Below are 22,912 nucleotides of genomic sequence, written 5' to 3'. Positions count from 1 at the left end.
CCCTTGAGAAACTTGCGCCAGCCGGTATCGCGGGCTTGCAGACTCGGCCGCGCGCGGGGCTATAGCTAATCGATGACGCCGATTACGACCACCGCCGAACTGGCGGTGTTTTGCGACAAGCTCAAGGGCCAGCCTTTCGTCGCCGTGGACACCGAGTTCATGCGCGAGACGACCTACTGGCCGAAGCTCTGCCTGATCCAGGCTGCTGCGCCCAACGCGCACGCGGTCATCGATCCCTTGTCCGAGGACATGGACCTCGAGCCCTTCCTCGAGGTGCTGCGCGACGAGACCATCCTGAAGGTCTTCCACGCCGCCCGTCAGGACGTGGAGATCTTCAACAACCTGAAGGCCATGCCCAGGCCGCTGTTCGACACCCAGGTGGCGGGCATGGCGGCGGGCTTCGGCGAGCAGATCGCCTACGACGCCCTGGTCCGCCAGATGCTGAAGATCGAGCTCGACAAGAGTTCGAGGTTCACCGACTGGGCCCGCCGGCCGCTGTCCGACAGCCAGCTCACCTATGCGCTGGCCGACGTGACCCACCTGGCCGAGCTCTATCCCATGCTGCGCCAGCGGCTGGAGAAGGAGGGGCGCCTGGGCTGGGTGACCGACGAGATGGCCGGCCTCACCGACCCGGCCAACTACGACGTGGAGCCGGAGAACGCCTGGAAGCGCCTGCGGCCGCGCCGGCACACCGCCAAGTACCTCGCCGTCTACCGCGCCGTCGCCGCCTGGCGCGAGCGCACCGCGCAGCTGCGCGACCAGCCGCGCGGCCGCATCCTCAAGGACGACGCGATCGACGAGATCGCCACCCAGGCCCCCACCGACGCCGACGCCCTCGACCGGCTGCGCTCGGTGCCCAAGGGCTTCTCCGGCTCGCGCTTCGGGCCGGACCTGCTGGCCGCCGTCCGCGAGGCCCTGCGCGACCCGGAGGCCTACGCCCCGGTGATCGAGCGCGCCCGCACCGCCCCGTCGCCGGCCGCCGGCGCCGTGGTCGAGCTCCTCAAGGTGCTCCTGAAGGCCCGGGCCGAGGAGGCGGGCGTGGCGTCCAAGCTGATCGCCACGGTCTCCGACCTGGAGCTGATCGCCAACGACGACGAGGCGGCCACCCCGGCCCTCAAGGGCTGGCGGCGCGAGGCGTTCGGCGAGGACGCGCTGAAGCTCAAGCGCGGCGAGCTCGCCCTGGTGCTCGACGGCACCCGGGTGCGGGTGGTCGAGGTGCGCCGGAGCCCCAAGGCCGCCTCGGCGGGCTGATCCGCAAGCTTCCTGAGGATAAGCCAAGAGCCTGATATCGCGCGGAAATTCCGCCTCTCCACAGGCTTGTCCACCGCTTGTCCCCCGGCCGAACGCCGGTTTCCCACATCGGGCGAACGCCGCTCGCTTGCGCCCGGCCGGTCCTTGCGCGAACCTCCACTTGCCGAGAGGGACTGCAGCGCGGCGGACCGGGAGACCGGACCGGAAGCGGGCAGGAGGTTCCTGGAACTGGAGGGGTGCGGGGCGACCTGGATCTCTCCGATCTTGGGGACACCGGAGGTGGATCGAAGCCGGAGCGGGGGGCGACCCTCGGGATGGCCCAGAGCTTCCTCCGACCTTGAAGGCCTGGATCCCCCAACGGATCTGGTTCAGAGGGCGGTGTTCGGGGTCTCCCCGGGCGCCGCCCTCTTGCTATGCGCCCCCCTCAGCCGAAGACCGTGCCGTCGTTGTTGTAGAAGGTGTGGCTGGTGAGCCGGCCCGTGGCGTCGTAGCCGTCGACCACATAGCCCCAGGGCTGGGTGTCGGCGAGGTCGAAGGTCGCCTCGTAGCGAGAGCCGTCGTCGTAGACCACCGCCCGGTAGCCCAGCCGTCCCGCCGCGTCGTAGTCGTCGACGATCCGCGACCAGACCTCGTCGCCGTCCACGTCGAAGGTCCACAGCACGTGCGTGCCGTCGTCGTCGAAGGTGGCGTAGATCTCCAGCCGGTGCTGGGCGTCGAAGTCGGCGACGATGGAGTCCCAGGTCTGCGAGCTGTCGTGGTCGAACCACTTGGCCGACTGCCGGCCGTTGGCCCAGTCCACCACATAGGTGAGCAGCGGCGCGCTCGTGGCCGTGCCCAGGCCATAGTCCGCCGAGGCCTGGATGAAGGGCTGCTGGCCGAAGCCGTACGTCACGTCGCTGTGCGAATAGCTGGGCACGGCCCGGCCGAGGTCCACCGGATTGACGTAGCGCACCAGCGCCGGCTCGAAGCCCGGCGCGAAGTTCGCGGCCGAGAGGTTGCCGATCCCCGTCAGCACGCCCACCGTCACCGGGTCGGCCGGGCCCTGGTCGCCGTCGGCGTCCCAGGTCAGCACGCCGTTCGCCCGCCAGAAGGTGAGGATGCCGCTGCCCGAGGCTACGACGGCGCCGTTGACGTCCACCAGGGAGAGGGTGTCGCGGGCGGGATCGAAGTCCACGACCTGGTCCACCGAGCCGTCGAGCGCCAGCGCGAAGCGGTCGGCGCCGTCGCCCCCGAACAGCCGGTCCGATCCCAGCCCGCCCTGCAGGGTGTCGTTCCCGGCCAGGCCGTAGAGGTCGTCCGGGCCCGCGGTCCCGACCAGGGCGTCGCCGGCCGCCGCGCCGCTCGTCACCGTCACCGCGGCCGAGGAGACCGGCGGGTCGGCGAGGCCGTGGGTGCGCACGTCGCGCATCAGCACGCCGTCGTCGGCGTAGGTGATCGCCACCCGGTTGCTGTAGCCGAGGTCGACGACCGCGGCCGGCCGGGAGTCGAACGTCCGCTGGCCCTCCTGCTGGCCGACGCTGTCGAACAGCTCGAGATAGGTCGCCGAGGCGGTGCCGTAGACGAGGGCCACGCCGTTGCTCGCGGTGGCGGTGATCTCCGGGGCGCCCGTCCAGGGGTAAGGCTGGCCGCCGTGCGAGGTGCCGCGGCTGATCGATCCCGAGAGGGACCCGGCGGCGTCGTAGAGCCGCACCTCGGTGGTGTTCGAGCCCCCCGGCGCGTTCAGCACCGTGTCGTCGTAGGCCACGGCGAAGCCGCCGCCTGACAGGGCGATCAGCTTGGCGTTGCCGAAGCTCTCGCCGCGGGGCGGGCTGGTCGTGCCGTCGCTGTTGGTGGCGGTGTCGACGACGATCACCCGGTAGACGGCGCCGGCGGCGTCGGTGATCTCCGCCTGCAGCTGGTACGTCCCGTTGCGGGGCGCCTCGGTGGTGGAAAGGGTGACCCTGGCGCCGTTCGCGAGGGTGAGGCTGGACAGGACGGGCACGCGACGCTCCTCAACGCAGACTTGTGGTTCCGGGGCAGCTTACATCCACCCCTTGCACGACGCGAACCGACTAGGAGAGCTCCAGCTTGCGCTTCAAGGCCTGTGCGACGGTCTGCGCCCTTTTTGCGACCTGTTCGCCCAGCAGCATGTCCTCCCAGCCGGGCGCGGCGGTGAGCACCAGCCGGTCGCCCTTCAGCGCCAGCGCCGACTTCTCCAGCAGGCGCGGGTTGCGGCCGGAGAGGTCGCAGCCCAGGCGGATGGCCGAGCCCAGGGCCCGGGCGCGCTGCCGCCGCTCGCCGGTCAGGATGCGGCTCACCGTCCCGGCCTGCGGCGGGGTGGTCGAGGAGGAGTGCCGGGAGAAGGCCGTGCAGGCCAGGAAGGCCCGCTCGGGATGGCTCATGCCGGCGATCGGCGCGCGCAGCACCTGCTCGAAGGCGATGTCGGCCCGGTGGTCCGGGTGCAGCCGCGCCCCCAGGTCGGCCAGCCGGCAGGCGGCCGCCAGCAGCACCGGGTCGCGTTCGTCGAAGGCCGGCTTCAGGGTCTGGAACGCCGGCGTCAGCCAGGCCTCCAGCGCCCCGCCCAGCTCCGGCGACAGGCCGCGCACCGCGGTCAGCGCCTCGCAGCCGGCGATCAGCGGGTCCTGGCGGCGCACCTCGGGGGCCATGGATTCCAGCAGCATGCCCTCGCGCACGCCGTAGGCCGAGATCACCACCCGCTCCACGCCAAGCCGCTCGATCAGCGCCTCCAGCACCAGGGCCGAGTAGGGCAGGGTGTCGAAGCGCTTCTTCGAGACGCCCTCGATCCGCTCCAGCGACGACTTGGACTGCCGCTCCACGAAGCGGACGAGCTGCACGGCGTCGGCGCGGCTCATCTCGTACTGGTGGGCCACGTGCAGGGGATAGTCGGCGAGCTGCATGTGCAGCAGGGCGAGGTTCCGCCACGCGCCGCCCACGGCGTGGAACTCGCGCGCCTTGAACCGGTGGGTCATGGGGGCCAGCGCCGTGTCGACCAGCCGCCAGGTGCGGTCGATGTCCAGCGCCCGCGGGGCGCCCAGGGCGAAGGGGCCCAGCGGCAGGGTCGCCCCGTCCGCCGACCCGCCGACGCCGTTCAGCCGGATCAGCTCCAGGCTGGAGCCGCCGAGGTCGCCGACCACGCCCTGCGCGCTCGGGTCGCCGGCCAGGACGCCCAGCGCCGCGTAGCGCGCCTCCTCCTCGCCGGAGAGCACGCGCACGTCGAAGCCGGTCTCGGCCTTGACCCGGCGCAGGAAGGCCGGGCCGTCGGCGGCCTCGCGCACGGCCGCGGTGGCCGCCGCGGTGATGTCGCCCGGCGGCCAGCCGTCCAGCAGGGTGCGGAAGCGCCGCAGCGCGGTCATCGCCGTCTCGACGCCGGGCTGCGACAGGCGGCCGGTGGCGGGCAGGTCGCGGCCGAGGCCGGCCAGCGCCTTCTCGTTGAAGACGGTCCACAGCGCGCGCCCGTCGATCCGGTAGATCACCAGTCGGACGGAGTTGGAGCCTACGTCGATGACGGCGGCCTGGCGCGGCTCGGGTCGGCTATCCGCGCGAGGCCACATGATCGATCGCGCGCGGCATGTCCTTCACCTTCTGGCCTCGGCCCGAGAGGCTGGGATTGGTCATGAAATACTCGTGCGCGGAGAAGGCGCTCGGATGGTCCCAGGAGAGGTCCCGCGTATAGCGGCCCTCGGTGTCCAGGGTCCAGCTCTGGGCTTCGTCCTTCAGGTTGGCCAGCATGATCTGCTGCAGAACCTGCTGGTGCACCGTCGGATTCTCGATCGGGGTCAGGCATTCCACCCGGCGGTCCAGGTTTCGCGGCATCCAGTCGGCCGAGGAGATGAACACCCTGGCCTCGGAGGACGGCATGGGCGCGCCGTTGGCGAAGGCCACGATCCGGCTGTGCTCGAGGAAGCGGCCGACGATCGACTTCACCCGGATGTTGTCGGACAGGCCCGGCACGCCCGGACGCAGGCAGCAGATGCCGCGCACCACCAGGTCGATCGGCACGCCGGCCTGGCTGGCGGCGTAGAGGGCGTCGATCACCTGCGGATCGACCAGGGCGTTCAGCTTGGCCCAGATCCCCGACGGCCGGCCGGCGCGGGCGTTGTCCGCCTCGCCCTGGATCAGGTTCAGCAGGTCGCGCTTCATGGTCACCGGCGAGAAGGAGAGCTTCTCCAGCCGTTCCGGCAGCGCGTAGCCGGTGACGTAGTTGAACAGCCGCGCGGAATCGCGCGCCAGCGCCGCGTCGGTCGTGAACAGCGACAGGTCGGTGTAGATGCGCGCCGTGACCGGGTGGTAGTTGCCGGTGCCGAAGTGGCAGTAGGTGCGCAGCGCGTCGCCTTCCTTGCGCACCACCATCGAGAGCTTGGCGTGGGTCTTGTACTCCACGAAGCCGAACACGACGTGGACGCCCGCCCGCTCCAGGTCGCGGGCCCACTTCAGGTTCGCCGCCTCGTCGAAGCGGGCCTTGATCTCCACCAGGGCGGTGACGTTCTTGCCGTTCTCGGCCGCCTCGATCAGCGCCGCCACGATCGGGCTGTCGGTGGAGGTGCGGTAGAGCGTCTGCTTGATCGCCAGCACGTGCGGGTCGCGGGCCGCCTGGCGCAGGAACTGCACCACCACGTCGAAGCTCTCGAACGGATGGTGGACCAGGATGTCCTTCTCGCGGATCGCCGCGAAGCAGTCGCCGCCGTGGTCGCGGATGCGTTCGGGAAAGCGCGGCTCGAAGGGCTTGAACTTCAGGTCCGGCCGGTCGCGGGGGATCAGCTGCGAGAGCTCGTCCAGCCCCAGCAGGCCGTCGACCAGGATGATGTCGTCGGGCAGCGCGTGCAGGGCCTCGCAGATGAAGCCGCGCAGCTCGTCGGGCATCGAGGCCTCGACCTCCACGCGCACGACCGAGCCCATCCGCCGCTGCTTGAGCAGGGCCTCGAACTCGCGGACCAGGTCCTCGGCCTCCTCCTCGATCTCGACGTCGGAATCGCGGATCAGCCGGAAGACGCCCAGGCCCTGGGCCTCGCAGCCGGGGAACAGGTGGTCGAGGAACAGGGCGACCATGCTCTCCAGCGAGATCACCCGCCGCTCGCGCCGGCCGCGGCCGCGCGGTCGGGGCAGCTCCCAGAACCGCGCCACCTGCGCCGGGATCGGCACCAGGGCGTAGAAGGTCTTGCCGTCGACCGTCCGCTTCAGCTTCAGGACCAGGGAGAAGGCCAGGTTCGGGATGAACGGGAAGGGGTGCGCCGGGTCGATCGCCATCGGCGTCAGCACCGGGAACAGCTGGCTGAGGAAGGCCTCCTCCAGCGCCGCCTTCTCGTCCGCCGTCACGTCGGCCATCAGGGCGACCGTCAGCCCCTCTTCGGCCAGCTCGCCGCGGAGCTCGGCCCAGCGGGTCTGCTGGTCGGCCATCAGGTCGGCCGCCTCGGCGTTGATGCGCTCCAGCTGCTCGGCCGGCGTCAGGCCGTCCTGGCTGACCACCCGCACGCCCTCGCGGACCTGCGCCTTCAGCCCGGCCACCCGGACCATGTAGAACTCATCGAGGTTGTTGGCGCTGATCGCCAGGAAGCGGAGCTGCTCCAGCAGCGGATGGCGGGGGTTCTGGCTCTCGGCAAGCACCCGGCGGTTGAAGGCCAGCCAGGAGAGCTCGCGGTTGAAGAACCGCGTCGGCGAGCCCGCCAGGTCCTCGTTCCACCCGAGCGGTGCGCGCGGAGCCTCGTTCGCGGCGTGCGAGGCGATGGGCGCGGCATAGCTCATGAGGCGGCGGCTCCGGACCTTCCGAGGCGGCCTCCGGTTCTGGACCCGCCTTGTGACGGGAGCAAGACTTCACTCGAAAAGGTCAAGATTTTGGTTATCGCCCTCCAGGATCTCGCGCGCCAGCACCCTGGAAATCGGCCGCGCTTCACCGTCGACGCCCTCGTCCAGCCTGCGCACGATCTCCCGCGCGCCGGGGATCGACCGTTCCATGCGGCGCAGCAGGTAGGCGTAGACCTCGCGGGGCGGGCGAATGCTCCTCTCGCGGAAGAACTTCTCCAGCACGCCCTCCAGGACCTGGTCGTCCGGCGGCTCGATCTCGGCCACGAACAGGGCGTTCAGCCGCGAGCGCAGGTCGGGCAGGGCGGCGGCCCAGGCGGTGGGCGTGGTGCGGGCCGTGAGCAGCAGGCCGCCGCCCTCCCGCGCCGCCAGGTTGATCAGGTGGAACAGGGCCTCGTCCGGCGTCCCGCGGTCGACGTCCTCCAGCAGCACCGGGCGGCCGGCGGCGGCCTCCACGTCGGGCGCCTCGCGGTCCAGGATCACCGCCCCGGCCTGCTCGGCCCAGATGTGCGCCAGGTGCGACTTGCCGACGCCCTCGGGGCCCACCAGCACCAGGCAGCCGCCGTGCCACGCCGGCCACGCCTCCACCGCCGCCCAGGCCTGGGCGTTGGAGGGCCCCCGCACGAAGGCGTCGCGGGCGTAGGAGGTGGGGCGGCCTAGGCCCAGCCGGAGCTGTCGCGCCATTCGCCGGTTCCAGATGCGGAGGTCACCGCCGGGTTCTAGCGGGCCGCCGCGGCGGTCGCCAGCGCGGCCGCCGATCCATCCCCGTGTCGCACAGGCCTGCCGGCCGGCCGGGCCTACTCGGCCGCGGCGGGGGTGTCGCGGGCCGACAGCAGGCTCCAGCCTTCCGGCCGCAGCAGCTCGATGGGCGAGAAGCGGACCTTGTAGTCCATCTTCTCCGAGCCCCGGACCCAGTAGCCCAGGTAGACGTAGGGCAGGCTGGTCAGGCAGGCCTGGATCACGTGGTCGAGGATCACGAACGACCCCAGGCTGCGGCGGGTCGCCGTCGGGTCGTAGAAGCTGTAGACCAGCGACAGCCCGTCGCTCATCAGGTCCACCAGGGCGCAGGCGACCAGGTCGCCGGGGCCGCCGTCCTTCGGTCGGGTGCGGTACTCGATGATGTGGGTCCGGACCGCGGTGTCCTCGACCATCGCCACATAGTCGGGCCAGGTCATCTCGGCCATGCCGCCGTCGGCATGGCGGGCGGTCAGGTAGCGCCGGAGCAGGTCGAACTGCTCCATGGTCGCCTCGGCCTCCACCAGGTGGCGCTCCAGGTCCTCGTTGCGCGCCAGCACCTTCCGCTCGGAACGCGAGAAGACGTAGTCGGCGGCGGGGATCCGCGCCGAGACGCAGGCCGCGCAGGACTCGCAGGCCGGGCGGTAGGCGATGTTCTGCGACCGGCGGAAGCCCACCTGGGTCAGGCTGTCGTTGACCGAGGCGCCGTCGGACAGCGGCAGGTGGGCGAACACCTTCCGCTCGAACCGTTCGGGAAGGTAGGGGCAGGGTGACGGCGCGGTCAGGAAGAACCTGAGCTGTCGGGTCGGAAAGTGCTGCGTCACGGACCTGCGGTCGCCTTTAACTCTGCGCCTGAAGCTGATTAGGCGTCATGGCGGGCCCTTGCGCAAGGCGCTTGCGCTAAAGCCCCCGGTCGGGCGGCAGAACCGGCGCCTCACGCAACAACACGATCGCGATGCGGCGGTTGCCGGGCAGGGTCGGATCGTCCGGGTAGAGCGGTTCGGAGGTGGCCCGGCCGGCCACCTGGTAGATCCGGTCGGTGTCTACCCCGGCGCTCTGCAGGACCCGGCGCGAGGAGTCCGCGCGGGCCGCCGACAGGGCCCAGTCGCTCTCCGGCCGGTTGCCGTTCGTGTTGGCCGAGGTGTGGCCGTAGATGTTGATGCGGTTGGGCAGCTGGTTGATCACCTTCGACACCGCCCGCAGCAGCAGCTTGGCCCGGTCGTTGGGCTGCGACGAGCCCTGGTTGAACATCGAGCGGCCTTCCTGGTCCACGAGCTGGATGCGCAGCCCCTCGGGCGTCTGGTCGATGATGATGTTCTTAGACAGCTCGGTGAGCTCGGGCATGTCCTGCAGCGCCTGGCGCAGGGACTGGGCGGCCGACTGGAAGGCGGCCTCCTCGCGCCGCTGCAGCGCCTCGCGCATGGCGTCGGTGGTGAGTTCGTCCGCCGAGGCGGGCGAGCCGTCGTCGGTGGTCTTGCCGTTGTCGGGGTTGGGGCTCTCCGGCGACAGGGCCTCGATGATCGGCATCGAGCCCTCGCTCTTGGCGCCGTCGTCGCCCAGCGCCGTGCCGCCGAGGATGCCGCCGGAGCCCGACGTGGTCTCCGAGACGCTGGCCGGGGCGAAATAGTCGGCGATGCCGCGCTTCTGCTCGGGCGAGGTGGTGTTGATCAGCCACATCAGCAGGAAGAAGGCCATCATCGCGGTCACGAAGTCGGCGTAGGCCACCTTCCAGGCGCCGCCGTGGTGGCCGTGGCCGCCGCCCTTCTTGACCTTCTTGATGACGATCGGCTGGTCGCCCACCGACATGGCTCACCCCGGATTGGCCTGCTACGAGGGCGCAAGGTGCGGCCGGGCTCGTTAAGATGCCGTTGAGCTTAAGCGTGAGGAGCGTGTCGGGGATGAAGGTGGCGTTCGCGGGCCTGGGGGTGATGGGCTTCCCCATGGCGGGACATCTGGCGAAGGCCGGGCACGAGGTCGCGGTCTACAACCGCTCGCCGGAGAAGGCGCGGCGATGGGCGGAGACCTTCGGCGGCAAGGCGGCGGCGAGCGCCGCGGAGGCCGCGAAGGGCGCCGAGGTCCTGGCGCTCTGCGTCGGCAATGACGACGACGTCCGCCAGGTGGTCGCCCAGGCCCTGCCGGCCATGGCCCCGGGCGGGGTGATCGTCGACCACACCACCACCTCGGCCCAGGTCGCCCGCGAGATGGCCGACCTCGCGAGGCAGTCCGGCCGCGCCTTCGTGGACGCCCCGGTCTCCGGCGGCCAGGCCGGCGCCGAGGCCGGCCAGCTGACCATCATGTGCGGCGGCGACCCCGAGGCCTTCGCCAAGGTGGAGCCGGTGATCGCCGCCTACGCCAAGGCCACGAAGCTGATGGGCCCGCCCGGCTCGGGCCAGCTCACCAAGATGGTCAACCAGATCTGCTTCACGAACGTCGTCCAGGGCCTGGCCGAGGGCCTGCATTTCGCGCGGCGCGCCGGCCTCGACCCGCAGGCGGTCTACGACGCCATCTCCAAGGGCGCGGCCCAGTCCTGGCAGATGGACAACCGCTGGAAGACCATGAGCGAGGGGAAGTTCGACTTCGGCTTCGCCGTCGACTGGGTGCTCAAGGACCTCGGCCTCGTGCTGGACGAAGCCCGCCGCAACGGCGCGACCCTCACCCAGACCGAGATGCTGGAGGGGTTCTACCGCGAGGTGCAGGCCATGGGCGGCGGACGCTGGGACACCTCCAGCCTGATCGCCCGCCTGGAGACGCCGCGGTGAGCGCCACGCTGCGCACGGAGAGGCTGACGCTCACCCCGCCGGCCGCCGCCGACGCCGCCTTCGTGCTGGAGCTGCTCAACGATCCGGGCTGGATCGCCAACATCGGCGACCGCGGGGTCCGCGACCTGGACGCCGCCCGTGGCTACATCGCCGAGCGGTTCTCGAAGAGCCCGTGGTTCGTGGTCCGCGACCCGGACGGCGAGCCCGTCGGCATGTGCGGCATCGTCGTCGGCCGCGAGGGCCTCGACAGCCCCGATATCGGCTACGCCTTCCTGGCCCGCCATGCCGGCCGCGGCTACGCCACCGAGGCGGCGCGCGTGGTGCTCGCCCACGCCCGCGAGGCGCTGGGGTTGGAGAAGGTCGCGGCGATCACCTCGCCCGGCAACACCGCCTCCCAGCGGGTGCTGGAGAAGATCGGCCTGCGCTTCGTGCAGATGATCGACCTGCCGGGCCAGCCGGAGCCGAGCGCCTACTTCACGACCTGAGGGGGAACCACATGGCGGCGATCACGACCCGGACGGTGGAGGCCAACGGCTTCCGCTTCGCCGTCGACGAGGCCGGGGAGGGCGACCGGCTGGCGCTCTGCCTGCACGGCTTCCCGGAGAGCCGGTTCTCCTGGCGCCACCAGCTCCCGCTCCTGGCCGAGCTCGGCTACCGCGCCTGGGCGCCGGACCTGCGCGGCTACGGCGACACCGAACCCCGGCCGCAGGACGTCGCCAGCTACCACATCGACCGGCTGCAGGAGGACGTCGCCGCCCTGATCGACGCCAGCGGGGCGAAGGAGGTCACCCTCGTCGCCCACGACTGGGGCGCGATCGTCGCCTGGACCTTCGCCGCCGACCGGGTCCGGCCCCTGGCCCGGCTGGTGATCATGAACGTGCCGCACCCGGCGGTGTTCGCCCGGGTGCTGCGCGACTCCGCCGCGCAGCGCCGCCGGTCCTGGTACGTGGCCTTCTTCCAGATCCCCTGGCTCCCGGAGTGGATGCTCACCGCCCGGAAGGCCCGCGCCGTCCGCCGGGCCTTCCACGGCATGGCCATCGACAAGGGCCGCTTCCCCGACAAGGTCCTCGACCACTATGCGGCGAACGCGCTGAAGCCCGGCGCCATGCGCGCCATGATCAACTGGTATCGCGCCGCCGTCCGCTACCGCATCCAGGACCGCACCTGGCCGGCCATCGAGATCCCCACCCTGATCGTCTGGGGCGAAGAGGACTCGGCCCTCGGCCTCGAAACCCTCGAGGGCACCGAGGGCTTCGTCCGCCACCTCACCATCCGCCGCCTGCCGAACGTCTCCCACTGGGTCCAGCAGGAGGCCCCGGACGAGGTCAACGCCATCCTGGCGGAGTGGCTGACGCCGGCCCCCGGCTAGACTCTCCAGCCGATCCGCCGTTGAGTCCCTGGCCGGGAGGACAGGACGATGGCCATGAGCACGACGACGGTCGGCACCGCCCGGCCGGACTGGAAGCGCGCGCGGGCGGCGGCCCGGATCCTGCGCGAAGATCCGGACCGCACGGAGAAGGCGTTCGAGGTCATCCAGGCGCTCGATCCGGATCGCAACGACAGGGGCTTTGCCCGGGTCGTCGCGCGGCCGGAGGGCCGGGCGCTGTACGCCCGCCGTCCCGACCTGATGGCCGCCCTGCAGGACCGGAGCGCTCTGGAAGGGCTGCCGGAAGGCAGCTTCGGCCGGGCCTTCCTGGCGCACATCGACCGCTTCCGGCTCTCGCCCACCAAGCTCGTGGAGCTAGGCCGCCAGGCGCGCGGCGGCCAGCCTCCTGGTGACGGCCCGGCGTGGTTCGCCGAGCGGCACATCCTGATCCACGACCTGCGCCACGTGCTTACCGGCTACGCCGCCGACCCGCGCGGCGAGACCCTGCTGCTCTGGTTCAGTCATGGCCACGACGGTGGGCGCTCCAACCGGCTGCTGATGGTCTCCTCTCTGTTCGGGCGGCTGCGCGGGGAGGGACCGCTCTTCGTCCTGGCCTGCCTGCGCGCCTGGCTGCGCGGGCGCTTCGCCCGCCGCCTGGAGGTCCAGCCTTTTGAGGACCTGCTGCCCCTGCCGCTCGCCGAGGTCCGCCGCCGCCTGAGGATCGCCCCCTAGGGCGCAAGCCGGGGCAGGATCTCCCGCTCCAGCAGCGGCGCCAGCGGGACTGCCGGTGCGGCAACGTCGATCCAGTGCAGCTCCGCGATCTCCGCGCCCGCGGCGACCTCGCCCGCCACCGTCACCGCATAGGGATGCGAGCGCACGATCGCGCTTGGCTCGTTGGCGGCGGGGGCCTCGAACATCCCGAGCGGCTCGGCCGAGATCAGCCGCACGCCCAGTTCCTCGGCGAGCTCCCGCGCCAGCGCTGTCCGGTCGTCCTCGCCGGGCTCGCGCTTGCCGCCCGGCAGCATGAAGCGCTCCGTGCCCCGCTTGCGGACGGTCAGCAGGCGGCCGCCGGCGTCGCGGATCACCGCGCCGACGACCTCGACAATCAAGCGCCGAGCAGCCGCGCCGCGCGCGGGGCGAAGTAGCTGATGATCCCGGCCGCGCCGGCCCGCTTGAAGGCCCCAAGGCTCTCCAGGATGGCCCGCTCCTCGTCCAGCCAGCCGTTCTGGGCCGCCGCCATCAGCATGGCGTACTCGCCCGACACCTGAAACGCGAAGGTCGGCAGGGAGAAGGCGTCCACCACCTGCCGGACGATGTCGAGGTAGGGCAGGCCGGGCTTGACCATGACCATGTCCGCGCCCTCGGCGATGTCGAGGGCCACCTCGCGCAGGGCCTCGGCGTGGTTGGCCGGGTCCATCTGGTAGGTCTTCTTGTCGCCCGGGTTGTCCACCGAGCCGGTGCCCAGCTTCCCCGAGCCGATGGCGTCGCGGTAGGGGCCGTAGAAGGCCGAGGCGTATTTGGCGGCGTAGGACATGATCATCACGTCCTGCAGGCCCTCGGCCTCCAGCGCCCGGCGCAGCACGCCGCAGCGGCCGTCCATCATGTCCGAGGGCGCGAGGATGTCGCAGCCGGCCTTGGCCTGCACCAGTCCCTGCATCACCAGCCGCTCGATGGTGGCGTCGTTGAGGATCTTGCCGCCCTCCACCAGCCCGTCGTGCCCGTGCTCGGTGAACGGGTCCAGCGCCACGTCGCACATGATCCCGACCTCGGGGGCGGCGTCCTTCATGGCCTTCACGGCGCGGCAGACCAGGCCGTCGGGGTCGTGGGCGAGCGTGCCTTGGGCGTCCTTCTTGGCCCCGTCGATGTGCGGGAAGACGGCGATCGCCGGAATGCCCAGCGCCTTGGCTTCCTTGGCGGCCCTGGCGGCTTCCCTGACCGACAGCCGCGCGACGCCCGGCATGGAGGCCACCGGGACCTCGCCCTCGCCCTCGTGCACGACCATCGACCAGATCAGGTCGGCCGGGGTGAGCACCGTCTCGCGCACCAGCCGCCGGACCCAGTCGGCCTGACGCAGCCGGCGAAGACGCAGGGCGGGGTAGGCGGCGAGGGGGGCGTTGGTCATGGGCCGGGGCTGTCGCCCATCGGCCGTTCGGATGCAAGCCGGATGAAGCCCACCGCGGGGGCGCACAGCAGCCACAGGCTGGAGAGGAAGGTGAGCAGCAGCGCCAGCGCCAGCAGCGCGATCACCTTGGCCCCGATGGTGATGTCCTGCAGCTCGATCTGCACCGTCTCCAGGCGGTCGAGCCCGGTGATGCTGGCCATGCCGATCACCTCGCCCAGTCCGCCGATCACGCCGGCCAGCCCACAGGCCGCGGCCGCCAGGCTGAGCGCGAACGCCACCCAGAAGATGCGGATCTGGAAGTCGAAGTGCGAGCCCACCATCCGGGGCGCGGCGTCGCGCTGCGAATAGGCGATCACCACCGCGATCAGCGCCGGAAAGCCGGCGAAGAAGATCGAGGCGAACAGCAGCGCATAGCCCAGCATGGCCAGGTTCTGCGAGCTGTCCGCCGCCGGCGCGGCCAGGTAGTCGGTCGTCATGCTGGCCCCCCAAAGCCAACCCGTCGATGTTGACAGGGTGCGCCACTGGCGCGAATTGCTCAATCCCGTCAATCAGACCGCGACCTCATGGACTTCAGTCTCACCGACGACCAGCGGGCCATCGAGGACGCCGCGCGCGCCTTCGCGGCCGACGAGCTGGCCCCCCATTCCGCCCGCTGGGACGAGGAGAAGCACTTCCCCGTCGAGACCCTGCGCAAGGCCGCGGAGCTGGGATTCGCCGGCCTGTACGTGGCCGAGGACGTCGGCGGCTCCGGCCTTTCCCGGCTCGACGCCTCCATCGTCTTCGAGCAGCTCAGCTACGGCGACGTGGCCACCGCGGCCTTCATCTCGATCCACAACATGGCCGCCTGGATGGTCGACCGGTTCGGATCCGACGAGCTGCGGAAGCGGTACCTGCCGCGGCTCTGCGCCATGGAGCTGATCGCCTCCTACTGCCTGACCGAGCCCGGCTCCGGCTCCGACGCCGCCGCCCTGCAGACCACGGCCCGGAAGGACGGCGATTCCTACGTCCTGAACGGCTCCAAGGCCTTCATCTCCGGCGCCGGCGCCTCCGACGTCTATGTGGTCATGGCCCGCACCGGCGGGCCGGGGCCGAAGGGGATTTCCGCCTTCGTCGTCGAGAAGGACACCACCGGCCTCTCCTTCGGGGCCCAGGAGAAGAAGATGGGCTGGAACGCCCAGCCCACCGCCCAGGTGAACTTCGACGACTGCCGCGTGCCCGAGGCCAACCGCATCGGCCAGGATGGAGAGGGCTTCCGGTTCGCCATGGCCGGCCTCGACGGCGGCCGGATCAACATCGCCTCCTGCTCCCTGGGCGGCGCGGGCCTCGCCCTCGACACCGCCAAGGCGCATCTCGAGACCCGCAGCCAGTTCGGCGCGGCGCTGAAGGACTTCCAGGGCCTGCAGTGGCGCCTCGCCGACATGGCCACCGAGCTGGAGGCCGCCCGGCTGATGGTCCGCCGCGCCGCCGATTCGCTCGACAGGCGCGATCCGAACGCCACCCGCTACTGCGCCATGGCCAAGCGCTTCGCCACCGACGCCGGCTTCGAGGTCGCCAACCAGGCCCTGCAGCTGCACGGCGGCTACGGCTACCTGCGCGACTATCCGCTGGAGCGGATCGTGCGCGACCTGCGCGTCCACCAGATCCTCGAAGGCACCAACGAGATCATGCGGGTGATCACCGCCCGGGAGCTGTTCCGCCAATGAGCACCGAGCCCGAAGTCCTGGTCCGCATCGAGGGCGCGGTGGGCCGCATCACCCTCAACCGGCCGGGCGCCCTGCACGCGCTGACCACCAGCATGTGCCGGCTGATGATCGACGCCCTGCAGACCTGGGAGGACAATCCCATCGTCAAGCTGGTGCTGATCGACCACGCCGGCGAGCGCGGCTTCTGCGCCGGCGGCGACATCCGGATGCTGGCCGAGAGCGGGGCCGGGGACGGGGCCGCGGCGCGGGAGTTCTTCCACACCGAGTACCGGCTGAACCACCTGCTGTTCCACTACCCCAAGCACACCATCGCCGTGATGGACGGGATCACCATGGGGGGCGGCGTGGGCCTGTCGCGACCCTGCCGGTTCCGCATCGCCACCGAGCGGACCACCTTCGCCATGCCGGAGACCGGCATCGGCCTGTTCCCGGACGTGGGCGGCGGCTGGTACCTGCCCAGGATGCCCGACAGCATCGGCCTGTGGCTGGCGCTCACCGGGGCCCGGATCAAGGCCGCCGACTGCGAGCTCGTCGGCGTCGCCACCGACTACATCGAGAGCGCCGCCGTGGAGCGCTTCAAGCAGGGCCTCGTCGCCGACCCGGCGCGCATGGAGACCCTGCTCACCGAGATGGAGGCCGACGCCGGCCGCCCGCCGCTCGCCGCCCACCAGGACGAGATCCACCGCATCTTCGGCCTGGGCTCGGTGGAGGAGATCGTCGCCGCCCTGGAGCGCGAGGACACCGACTGGGCCCGCGAGCAGCTCAGGGTGCTCGCCACCAAGTCGCCGCAGACCCTGAAGGTCGCCTTCCGCCAGATGAAGCTGGGCGCGCAGGCCGCGACCTTCGCCGAGAACATGGCCATGGAGTACCGCATCGGCGCCCGGGTCGTGCAGCGGCACGACTTCCTGGAGGGCGTGCGCGCGGTGATCGTCGAGAAGGACAACGCCCCGAAGTGGAGCCCCGCCGGCCTGGAGGACGTCACCGAGGCCATGCTGGACGAGATCTTCGCGCCCCTGCCTTCCGATCAGGAGTGGACGCCTCTACCGTGAGCTGGGCCGCGCCCGCGGCCGTGGGAGGATCGCAGATGAGACTGACGCCCGTTCTCGTGGCCGCCGCCGCCGCGCTGTCGCTGGCCGCCTGCGCCAGCACGTCTTCGCCGGGGGGCGGGCCGATCGCCGCCGCCGTGGCGGACCCCGCCCGCCCCGAGGCGGACACCCGCCGCGACGCCGACCGCAAGCCCGCCGAGATGCTGGCCTTCGCCGGCGTGAAGCCCGGCATGGAGGTCGCCGACTTCATCCCCGGCGGCGGCTACTTCACCCGCCTCTTCGCCAAGGCCGTGGGCCCGACGGGCAAGGTCTACGCCGTCACCAACCCGCCGCCGGCCAACGCCGCCAGCCCGCCGCCCATCCAGGCGATCGCCGCCGACCCGGCCTACGGCAACGTCCAGGTGGTGGCCACCGGCATCGCCGGCTTTGCCCTACCCGAGCCCGTGGACGTGTTCTGGACCTCCCAGAACTACCACGACCTCTACCTGACCCGCTTCAACCTGAACGTCGCCGAGGTGGACCGGGCGATCTTCAACGCCGTGAAGCCCGGAGGGACCCTGGTCGTGCTCGACCACGCCGCGGCCCCGGGGGCGCCGGTCGCCGAGACCGCCAACACGCTCCACCGGATCGACCCGGCCGCCGTGCGCCGCAACCTCGAGGCGGCGGGCTTCGCCTACGTGGGCGAGAGCAAGGTCCTCGCCAATCCCGCCGACGACCACACCAAGGGGGTGTTCGACCCCTCGCTTCGCGGCCATACGGACCAGTTCATCCTGAAGTTCCGCAAGCCCAAGTAAGTCCTTCAAAGCGTAAGAGGTTCTCATGACCCGCATCGCCTTCATCGGCCTCGGCAACATGGGCGGCGGCATGGCCGCCAACCAGGCGAAGGACGGGCGGGCCGTGAGCGCCTTCGACCTGTCGGCGGCGGCGCTGGAGAAGGCCGCCACGGCCGGCTGCGCGCCCGCGGCTTCCGTGGCCGACGCCGTGCGCGACGCCGAGGTGGTCATCACCATGCTGCCGGCCGGGCCGCACGTGCGCTCGGTCTACGCCGAGCAGGTGTTCCCCAACGCCCGGCCGGGCGCGCTCCTGATCGACTGCTCCACCATCGACGTCGACAGCGCCCGGGCCGTCGCCGCCCAGGCCCGCGAGCAGGGCTTCCGCTTCGCCGACGCCCCGGTCTCCGGCGGCACCGCGGCCGCCGAGGCCGGGACGCTGGCCTTCATGGTCGGCTGCGACGAGGCCGACTTCGCCGAGATCGAGCAGGCCATCTCGCCCATGGCCCGGGTGGTGTTCCGGGCCGGGGACCACGGGGCGGGGCAGGCGGCCAAGATCTGCAACAACATGGTGCTGGGCGTCTCGATGATCGGGGTCTGCGAGGCCCTGGCGCTGGCCGAGAAGCTCGGCCTCGATCCGGTGAAGTTCCACGAGATCTCCTCGCAGTCCTCCGGCCAGTGCTGGAGCCTGACCAGCTACTGCCCCTGGCCGGGCCCGGTGCCCGCCGCGCCGTCCAACCGCGGCTACGAGGGGGGCTTCGCCACGGCCATGATGCTGAAGGACCTCAAGCTCGCCCAGGAGGCCGCCGCCCGCTCCGGCGCGGCGACCCCGCTCGGCGCCACGGCCGAGGGCCTCTACGCCCTGTTCGACCGCCTGGGCGGAGGGGCCAAGGACTTCTCCGCCATCCTCGAGATGCTCCGCGGCCGCCGGGTCCAGTAGGGGACGCAGCCTCCGCCGGCGGCAACCGGGCCCCCGTCTCGGGGGTTACGGTCAAGACAGCCACGAAGGAGCTAACATGTCCCATAAGCAGACCGAGGACGAAGCCAGGCGCGCCTTCACCGACGGGTCCAGCGGCGCCACGGCCGACATGGCCGTGGGCGGCGCCAGCCGCCCGGAAGACCGCAGCGTCGAGGCGCCGCACGCCCGCAAGGCCGACCCGCTCGAGAAGGGCGAGAAGTACGACCAGCTCGCCGACAAGGAGGCGCGGGCCGAGGACCGGCAGGAAGCTCTCATCGACGAGGCCGTCGAGGAGACCTTCCCGGGTTCCGACCCGATCAGCCCCAAGCACATCACCTGAGGCCTCGGGGTCGGCCGCAGGGGCCTAGCGTCCCTGCGGCGCCCCCACCGTGTCGGCCATGGTCGCGCCGCGCGCGCCCAGCGGCTTCTCCGGGCCGGTCGTCGTGTCCTTCGCCGTCTGGTGCTCGATCTCCGCGTTGAGCTCCGCGCCCATCAGGATCACCTGGCCGGAGACATAGACCCACATCAGGAAGCCGATCGCCGCCCCTAGCGAGCCATAGGTCTTCTCGTACTGGGCGAAGTTCGCCACATAGGCCGAGAAGGCCGCCGAGGCCGCCACCCACAGGACCAGCGCCGCGCCGCTGCCCCAGGTGATCCAGCGCCATTTCGCCCGCTCCCGGCTCGGTCCGAACCGGTAGAGCAGGGCCAGCGCCACGCCCAGCGCCGCCAGCAGCACCGGCCAGGTCGTCCAGCGGAACATGGCCGCCGCCGGGGCTCCCAGGACGCTCTCGATGGCCGGGGGCGCGGCGATCACCGCCAGGGCGCACATCCCGAAGAGCAGGAACCCCAGGGTGAAGGCGAGGGAGACCAGGATGCGCGTCACGAAGCCCCGCTTCTCGGTCTCCTCGTAGGCGATGTTGAGGGCCGTGATCATCGCCCTGACCGCCCCGCTCGCGCCCCACAGGGACAGCAGCAGCCCGCCGACGAAGGCCAGCGACAGCCCGCCCGTGTTCGCCGCCGAGATGCGCAGCATCTGCTCGCCGACGAACCGCAGGGCGTCGCCCGGCAGCACAACGGACAGGAGCTGCAGGTGGCGCTGGGCCTCCGAGACGTCGGCGAACAGGCCGTACAGCGCCACGAAGGACCCCAGCGCCGGGAACATGGCCAGCAGCGAGTAGAAGGTGATCCCCGCGGCGACCAGGGGAATCTGGTCGTCCATGAACTCCTTGCGGGTGCGCTGCAGGATGTCCTTCCAGCCCTTCTTCGGGATTTCCTGCGGCGCCTCTGCGCTCCGCCCGCGGGTCGGGTCGGCCATCTCCGCCGGATCATGGGTGCTCCGGTGCGGGCTCGGCCGGTCCGCCAGCGTCGGCGGCGGCTTCGGGGGCGGCGCGGCGGGCGCGGGCCGGCGGTCCGGCCGCCGCGGGCGCGGCATCAGCGCGATCCCGGCGAGCACCAGGAGCGGGGCGGCCTTCCGAAGCGCCTTGGACATCGATCCTCCCTGAACAGCCTGGCTGCAACAGGCAGGCGGGGCGGGAGGTTCCGGCCTGGCGGCGCCGTCAGCCGGGCGGCGGCGCCGTCTGCACCAGCGTGAACGCCGGCGGCTGCGCCGGGCGGCCCGGTTGGCCCCCCTGGCCGGGCCCCACCTGCCAGCCATTCTGCGACCCGCCGGGATCGCCGCCCTCGCCCGGAGCGCCGCCCTCGGCGAGCATCGGCATCACCAGGACCTGGGCCGCGCCCCAGTAGTTCACGGTGACCCGGCCCGCACCGCCGGCGTCGCCGCCGTCGCCGCCGCGGCCACCGTCGCCGCCGCGGCCCGTGGTCCCGACGCCATCGCCGCCCCGGCCGCCCTTGCCGCCCTTTCCGCCCCGTCCCGCCCGGACGGCCACGATCACGGGAGCCCCGGCGCTCGCGCGGCCGATGCTCTGGGTGGCGCTGGGCGCGTCACCGCCCCGGCCGCCGTCGCCGCCGGGCCCGCCCGGCGCCGCGGTCCCCTGGGCTGGCGTGCCGTCCGCCCCGCGGGCGCCCGGGGGCCCGTCCGCCCCGTCGGCGCCGGCGAAGGTGAAGTCCGTCCCGGGAACGGGCGCGACGGGCGCGGCCTGGGCGCGGCTGGCCTCGACCTTCAGCAGGCTGGCGCCGGCGCCCAGGGCCACGGCCTGCAGGAAGCGCCGGCGCGCGGCTTGCGGCTTCTCGTCCATCACCGGGCCTCCCGCTTGACGATCTCGCCCACGGCGTAGTGGCCGTCGACGGTGGAGACGAACTGGCCGCCGTCGAAGACGATCCTGCGCGCCATGAACACCACCGGCCGGCCGGCCAGGATCAGCCTGGAGCGGCGGTGCAGCGTCAGGGTCCCCACGGTGACGACGTCGACGTCGAAGCGTCCGATCCGCTGCTCGATGACCGGCCGCCAGGCGCGCATCGGGCCGGAGTCGCCGAATACATAGGCCGAGAGCGCCCGCCGTACGTCCCGGTCTGTGGCGCGGTCCGGGCCGTTCTCCGGGCCCTGCGGCGCCGCCGCCCGGCCGGCGTCCGTGTCGGCGACGCCGATCCAGGCCTTCAGCTCGTCGAGGTCCCGGGTGGCGAGGCTCAGCCGCCCCGGGCCGTCGTCCGGTCCCGCCGCCACCCGCCGCTCGCCGGCCATCAGCCGCAGGTCGGGCCAGGCGAAGTCCGCGGCATAGGCGCCGATGCGGGCCAGCGCCGCGTCGATGCAGGCGTCCGCGGGATCCGTCCGTGCGGTGATTACTGTCTTCCGAAGCGCACTCATGGGGCCTCCGTTCCGAAGAGTCGAAGGCAAGCTTGAGCGGCCGGGGGTTACGGAGCAACTGAATATTTGACGTCTATTTACCGGGCGGCAGGTCGGCAGGTGCGCGGCGCCCGCGATCACCTCGATCGTCTTGCGCCGGTACGCCAGGGCGGCCGGTCACCGGGCGCAGATCACCGTGCGCAGATCACCGTGCAGGGACCGTTCGCCAGCAGGCAGACCTCGTTCGGCGCCGGCGTCCACGGGCTGTCGCTGTCGATCCGGCAGGTCGGCGCGCCTGGACCGGTCTGCAGGATCAGCACCGGCGCCTCGCCCCGTGACTGCGCCGTGGGCTGGCCGGCCTGGACGCTGCCGGGAATGGCCGGGGCGTAGCCGCATCCGAACTGCCCCTTGCGGATGACCCGGGCCGTGAGGACGAGGTATTCGTCGGCGTAGTCCGCCAGCAGGGTCCAGGGCGCGCTCAGCGGCCCGACCTGGCGGGTGATCACGCCGGGGCAGGTGGGCGGGGGTACGGCGGCGCCGGGCGGGTCCGCCGCCTGCGCCGCCGGGGCGCACAACATCAGGACGGCCAGAGCCGCCGCCGCCATCCGAGCCATTGCGTCCCTCCGGGAAAGCGTGACCGTACGCAGCGGCAAGCTTCGCCGCAAAGGGGCCTGGCGATCCGGCCGGGCTCAGACCTTCAGGGCCTCGTAGGCTTCCTGCGCCTCGAGCCACTCCAGCTCGGCGGCCTCGACGGCGGCCTGCGCCTGGTCCCGGCGTCGGCCGAGCTCGGCGGCCTTCTGCGGGTCCCGGGCGAAGGTCGAGGGATCGGTCAGGACCTTGTCGATGGCGGCCAGGGCCTCGGTCGCCCGGGCGAGCGCCTGCTCGGCGGCCTCGGCCCGACGTCGCGCGGGCCCGGTGGGGACCTTCGCCCGGACCGGCGGCGGGGGCGGAGGCGGCGGCGGCGCCGCTTCCCTCACCTGGGTGGGCGCGCGCGCGGCCACCCGGGCGCGGTCGAGCACGAAGCGGGCGTAGTCCTCCATGTCGCCGTCGAACGGCGCGATGGTCCCGTCCGCGGCCAACCACAGGCGGTCGGCGACCAGCTCCATCAGCGAGCGGTCGTGGGTGATCAGGATCACCGCGCCCTCGTAGTCGTTCAGGGCGTCCAGCAGGGCGCGGCGGCTGTCGATGTCGAGGTGGTTGGTCGGCTCGTCGAGGATCAGGAGGTGCGGCGCCTCCATGGCCACCAGGTTGAGCAGCAGCCGGGCCCGCTCGCCGCCCGACAGGCTCGACACCTTGGTCTCCACCTTCTCGTAGCTGAAGCCGAACTGGGCCAGTTTCGAGCGCCGCTTGGCCTCGGTGTCCTCGGGCATGGCGCGCCGGATGATCTCCAGCGGCGTGTCCGTCGGGTCCATGGCCTCGATCTGGTGCTGGTGGAACCAGCCGACCTTCAGCCGCTGGCTGCGGTGCAGGCGTCCGGCCTCCACGTCGAGCGCCCCGGCCACCAGCTTGGCGAAGGTCGACTTGCCGGCCCCGTTGACGCCCAGCAGGCCGATCCGGTCGTCGATGTCGAGCCTGAGGTTCAGCCGCTTCAGGATCGGCGGCCCGCCGTAGCCCACCGAGGCGTCCTCCAGCCTGAGCAGCGGCGGGGGCAGGGGCCGTTCGGGGG

Annotated in this window: 23 protein-coding genes and 1 pseudogene; 10 read left to right on the top strand and 14 right to left on the bottom strand. The window is 72.0% G+C overall.

Going from position 1 to position 22,912, the window contains the following annotated elements; translation table 11 throughout:
• The first annotated feature begins 72 nt into the window (after window positions 1–72).
• On the top strand, window positions 73–1,251 hold the full coding sequence (rnd, locus tag V7Z97_RS14610) for a ribonuclease D (RefSeq protein ID WP_334164169.1): 1,179 nt from the start codon (window positions 73–75) through the stop codon (window positions 1,249–1,251).
• A 424-nt stretch (window positions 1,252–1,675) separates the two neighbouring features.
• Here the strand turns inward: rnd and V7Z97_RS14605 are convergent, their stop codons facing one another.
• From V7Z97_RS14605 to V7Z97_RS14580, 6 genes and pseudogenes are all read right to left on the bottom strand, one after another.
• Window positions 1,676–3,232: a calcium-binding protein gene (locus V7Z97_RS14605; protein WP_334164168.1), complete on the bottom strand. Its 1,557-nt coding sequence runs from the start codon at window positions 3,230–3,232 to the stop codon at window positions 1,676–1,678.
• A 70-nt stretch (window positions 3,233–3,302) separates the two neighbouring features.
• On the bottom strand, window positions 3,303–4,802 hold the full coding sequence (locus V7Z97_RS14600; protein WP_334164167.1) for a Ppx/GppA phosphatase family protein: 1,500 nt from the start codon (window positions 4,800–4,802) through the stop codon (window positions 3,303–3,305).
• Entirely contained in the window at window positions 4,783–6,990 is a 2,208-nt protein-coding gene (locus V7Z97_RS14595) for an RNA degradosome polyphosphate kinase (protein WP_334164166.1), read from the bottom strand. Before V7Z97_RS14595 ends, V7Z97_RS14600 begins: the two co-directional genes overlap by 20 nt.
• A 69-nt stretch (window positions 6,991–7,059) precedes the next feature.
• Window positions 7,060–7,731 (bottom strand): DnaA ATPase domain-containing protein, encoded by a 672-nt coding sequence (locus V7Z97_RS14590; protein WP_334164165.1) that lies wholly within the window; start codon window positions 7,729–7,731, stop codon window positions 7,060–7,062.
• A gap of 22 nt (window positions 7,732–7,753) precedes the next feature.
• Window positions 7,754–8,606 (bottom strand): annotated as a pseudogene (locus tag V7Z97_RS14585) (arginyltransferase).
• A gap of 76 nt (window positions 8,607–8,682) precedes the next feature.
• A complete protein-coding gene (locus V7Z97_RS14580) occupies window positions 8,683–9,588 on the bottom strand; it encodes a flagellar motor protein MotB (RefSeq protein ID WP_334164163.1) in 906 nt (301 codons plus the stop codon).
• A 56-nt stretch (window positions 9,589–9,644) separates the two neighbouring features.
• On the opposite strand from V7Z97_RS14580, the gene V7Z97_RS14575 reads away from it, so the two are divergent.
• From V7Z97_RS14575 to V7Z97_RS14560, 4 genes are read left to right on the top strand one after another with little or no spacing between them, the layout of a single operon-like run.
• Window positions 9,645–10,541 (top strand): NAD(P)-dependent oxidoreductase, encoded by an 897-nt coding sequence (locus V7Z97_RS14575; RefSeq protein ID WP_334164162.1) that lies wholly within the window; start codon window positions 9,645–9,647, stop codon window positions 10,539–10,541.
• Window positions 10,538–11,026 carry a GNAT family N-acetyltransferase gene (locus V7Z97_RS14570; protein ID WP_334164161.1) on the top strand — a complete coding sequence of 163 codons (489 nt, stop codon included), beginning with the start codon at window positions 10,538–10,540 and terminating at the stop codon, window positions 11,024–11,026. The genes V7Z97_RS14575 and V7Z97_RS14570 overlap by 4 nt, the downstream gene beginning before the upstream one ends.
• An 11-nt stretch (window positions 11,027–11,037) precedes the next feature.
• A complete protein-coding gene (locus tag V7Z97_RS14565) occupies window positions 11,038–11,910 on the top strand; it encodes an alpha/beta fold hydrolase (protein WP_334164160.1) in 873 nt (290 codons plus the stop codon).
• A 54-nt stretch (window positions 11,911–11,964) separates the two neighbouring features.
• A complete protein-coding gene (locus V7Z97_RS14560) occupies window positions 11,965–12,639 on the top strand; it encodes a Coq4 family protein (protein WP_334164159.1) in 675 nt (224 codons plus the stop codon).
• On the opposite strand, the gene V7Z97_RS14555 is transcribed toward V7Z97_RS14560, so the two are convergent.
• The 3 genes from V7Z97_RS14555 to V7Z97_RS14545 are packed head-to-tail and all read right to left on the bottom strand — an operon-like array spanning window position 12,636 to window position 14,505.
• Window positions 12,636–13,016: an NUDIX hydrolase gene (locus V7Z97_RS14555; protein ID WP_334164158.1), complete on the bottom strand. Its 381-nt coding sequence runs from the start codon at window positions 13,014–13,016 to the stop codon at window positions 12,636–12,638. The genes V7Z97_RS14560 and V7Z97_RS14555 overlap by 4 nt on opposite strands.
• Window positions 13,013–14,029 carry a porphobilinogen synthase gene (hemB, locus tag V7Z97_RS14550; RefSeq protein WP_334164157.1) on the bottom strand — a complete coding sequence of 339 codons (1,017 nt, stop codon included), beginning with the start codon at window positions 14,027–14,029 and terminating at the stop codon, window positions 13,013–13,015. The genes V7Z97_RS14555 and hemB overlap by 4 nt, the downstream gene beginning before the upstream one ends.
• Entirely contained in the window at window positions 14,026–14,505 is a 480-nt protein-coding gene (locus V7Z97_RS14545; RefSeq protein WP_334164156.1) for a hypothetical protein, read from the bottom strand. Before V7Z97_RS14545 ends, hemB begins: the two co-directional genes overlap by 4 nt.
• A gap of 87 nt (window positions 14,506–14,592) precedes the next feature.
• Between V7Z97_RS14545 and V7Z97_RS14540 the strand changes: the two genes are divergently transcribed.
• From V7Z97_RS14540 to V7Z97_RS14520, 5 genes are all read left to right on the top strand, one after another.
• Window positions 14,593–15,732 (top strand): isobutyryl-CoA dehydrogenase, encoded by a 1,140-nt coding sequence (locus V7Z97_RS14540; RefSeq protein WP_334164155.1) that lies wholly within the window; start codon window positions 14,593–14,595, stop codon window positions 15,730–15,732.
• On the top strand, window positions 15,729–16,781 hold the full coding sequence (locus tag V7Z97_RS14535; protein WP_334164154.1) for an enoyl-CoA hydratase/isomerase family protein: 1,053 nt from the start codon (window positions 15,729–15,731) through the stop codon (window positions 16,779–16,781). Before V7Z97_RS14540 ends, V7Z97_RS14535 begins: the two co-directional genes overlap by 4 nt.
• 35 nt (window positions 16,782–16,816) lie before the next feature.
• Window positions 16,817–17,572: a class I SAM-dependent methyltransferase gene (locus V7Z97_RS14530; RefSeq protein WP_334164153.1), complete on the top strand. Its 756-nt coding sequence runs from the start codon at window positions 16,817–16,819 to the stop codon at window positions 17,570–17,572.
• 25 nt (window positions 17,573–17,597) lie between these two features.
• A complete protein-coding gene (gene mmsB / locus V7Z97_RS14525; protein ID WP_334164152.1) occupies window positions 17,598–18,488 on the top strand; it encodes a 3-hydroxyisobutyrate dehydrogenase in 891 nt (296 codons plus the stop codon).
• A gap of 76 nt (window positions 18,489–18,564) precedes the next feature.
• Window positions 18,565–18,846, top strand: a complete 282-nt coding sequence (locus V7Z97_RS14520) for a hypothetical protein (RefSeq protein WP_334164151.1) — start codon at window positions 18,565–18,567, stop codon at window positions 18,844–18,846.
• A gap of 24 nt (window positions 18,847–18,870) precedes the next feature.
• Here V7Z97_RS14520 and V7Z97_RS14515 read toward each other — a convergent pair whose 3' ends face one another.
• The 5 genes from V7Z97_RS14515 to V7Z97_RS14495 form a co-directional block, all read right to left on the bottom strand.
• Window positions 18,871–19,995 carry a YihY/virulence factor BrkB family protein gene (locus V7Z97_RS14515; protein ID WP_334164150.1) on the bottom strand — a complete coding sequence of 375 codons (1,125 nt, stop codon included), beginning with the start codon at window positions 19,993–19,995 and terminating at the stop codon, window positions 18,871–18,873.
• Between the two features lie 67 nt (window positions 19,996–20,062).
• Window positions 20,063–20,701 carry a hypothetical protein gene (locus V7Z97_RS14510; protein WP_334164149.1) on the bottom strand — a complete coding sequence of 213 codons (639 nt, stop codon included), beginning with the start codon at window positions 20,699–20,701 and terminating at the stop codon, window positions 20,063–20,065.
• Window positions 20,701–21,267 carry a hypothetical protein gene (locus V7Z97_RS14505; protein ID WP_334164148.1) on the bottom strand — a complete coding sequence of 189 codons (567 nt, stop codon included), beginning with the start codon at window positions 21,265–21,267 and terminating at the stop codon, window positions 20,701–20,703. The genes V7Z97_RS14510 and V7Z97_RS14505 overlap by 1 nt, the downstream gene beginning before the upstream one ends.
• A 170-nt stretch (window positions 21,268–21,437) precedes the next feature.
• A complete protein-coding gene (locus V7Z97_RS14500) occupies window positions 21,438–21,860 on the bottom strand; it encodes a hypothetical protein (RefSeq protein WP_334164147.1) in 423 nt (140 codons plus the stop codon).
• A 75-nt stretch (window positions 21,861–21,935) separates the two neighbouring features.
• The coding region (locus V7Z97_RS14495) for an ATP-binding cassette domain-containing protein (protein WP_334164146.1) at window positions 21,936–22,912 on the bottom strand (977 nt) is incomplete at its 5' end.

The organism is Phenylobacterium sp. (genome assembly GCF_036821595.1).
Lineage (GTDB): Bacteria > Pseudomonadota > Alphaproteobacteria > Caulobacterales > Caulobacteraceae > Phenylobacterium.
Note: the sequence above shows the minus strand (reverse complement) of the source record. Positions and strands in the feature narration are given on the sequence as shown.